This window comes from Roseimaritima sediminicola, from assembly GCF_009618275.1.
GTDB lineage: Bacteria > Planctomycetota > Planctomycetia > Pirellulales > Pirellulaceae > Roseimaritima > Roseimaritima sediminicola.
The window spans coordinates 1-689 of record NZ_WIAD01000146.1; the positions used below are offsets into that span (position 1 = coordinate 1).

1 protein-coding gene is annotated in these 689 nt (G+C 60.8%); it reads right to left on the reverse strand.

What is annotated here, in order from left to right:
- On the reverse strand, positions 1-689 hold a 689-nt coding region (locus GE027_RS22940), incomplete at both ends, for a hypothetical protein (protein WP_202617519.1).

Here is a 689-nt window from a genome sequence, read left to right on the forward strand (position 1 = left end):
GCCGGTTGGATCGGTCGCAGTGGCTCCCGTATCATCGGTGCCAACATAGATGCCGACGGGTTGATCACGAACATCAAACACCGTGCGGGTAATCGTGCCCCCAGGGGAAACCTCTCGATTGCGGCGTTTCAGGCTGTCGTAGCCATAGGTCGTTTGGTCGTAGTTGGTCCCGCTAGTCCCGATTCCGCTTGCGGGAATCGTGTGATAGACGCGCATCGACGAGAGATGGCAGCAGTCGGTGTATTGCCAGGTCGTCCAGCGTTCGAAGGACGATTGTGAAAAGCTGTCGGTCGGCTGCAGGCGTCCGGCAGCCGTTCCCCGGCGGGCGGTGATCTCAGCGATCTGGTTCCCGCGTGGGTCGGATTGCCGAATACGAACTGGATTAATAAGCGTGTAGGTATACGACGGCCCGCTGCCGGTCGCGTAGCCACTGGCGGTCCAGGTTTCATGTTCCGGGTCTTTGTAGACCGTCCAAACGGCTCGGCGTATCGTGGTTGCGGTGCCCGACACGTCAACTGTGTGTGAGGGCCCAAGCTCCTGGGTGGTGCGTCCCTGAGAATCAAACTCGTAATCGTAGATCAGGTGCTTGCCGCCACCGCTGGGCGTTGCCCACCCGGCGGGCACGCCGCTCAATAGCGATGTGTCGGCATCGATAATCCGCTGCACCACGGCCCCCGTGGGGATATCGA